This is a genomic window from Tsukamurella sputi, assembly GCF_007858445.1.
Taxonomy (GTDB): Bacteria; Actinomycetota; Actinomycetes; order Mycobacteriales; family Mycobacteriaceae; genus Tsukamurella; species Tsukamurella sputi.
On sequence record NZ_VIGV01000209.1, the window covers coordinates 1 to 526 of the forward strand.

The following is a 526-nucleotide window of genomic DNA, read 5'->3' on the forward strand; positions in this document are numbered from 1 at the left end:
TGGTGGCCGCACATGCCGTGGGCGGCGGGCCCGGGCGGTGTCGCGGCGGAGCAGATGTACATGCCGGGGACACCGAGGTCGTACGGCTGCAGGGTGATCCGCGGGCCGAAGACGAGTTGCAGCGGGTCCTTGGAGCCGGTGTTGATGTCCCCGCCGACGAAGTTGGCGTTGTAGCGGGACATCTCGGTGGTGGAGCAGACCGCCGTGCCCACGATGCGGTCGCGAAACCCGGGGGCGAAGCGTTCGATCTGGGCGACGATCGCCTCGGTGGCGTCGCCGGCGTAGCCGCTCGGCACGTGGGCGTAGGACCAGACGGGGTGCACGTCGCCGACGCTCCGCGAGGGGTCGGCGAGGTACTGCTGCCCGACGAGCACGAAGGGCCGCTCGGGCATTCGCCCCGCCGCGATGGCCCGCTCGGTCGTGGCGATCTCCGCGAACTCGCCGCCCAGGTGGACGGTGCTCGACCGCCGCGCGTCGGGGTTGGTCCAGGGCACGCCGTCCTGGACGGCGAAGTCCACCTTGAACG

At 71.9% G+C, this 526-nt stretch carries 1 protein-coding gene; it reads right to left on the bottom strand.

All coding sequences use genetic code 11. The features are described 5' to 3' along the window. The coding region (locus FK268_RS23860; RefSeq protein WP_368732159.1) for a phytoene desaturase family protein at positions 1 to 526 on the bottom strand (526 nt) is incomplete at both ends.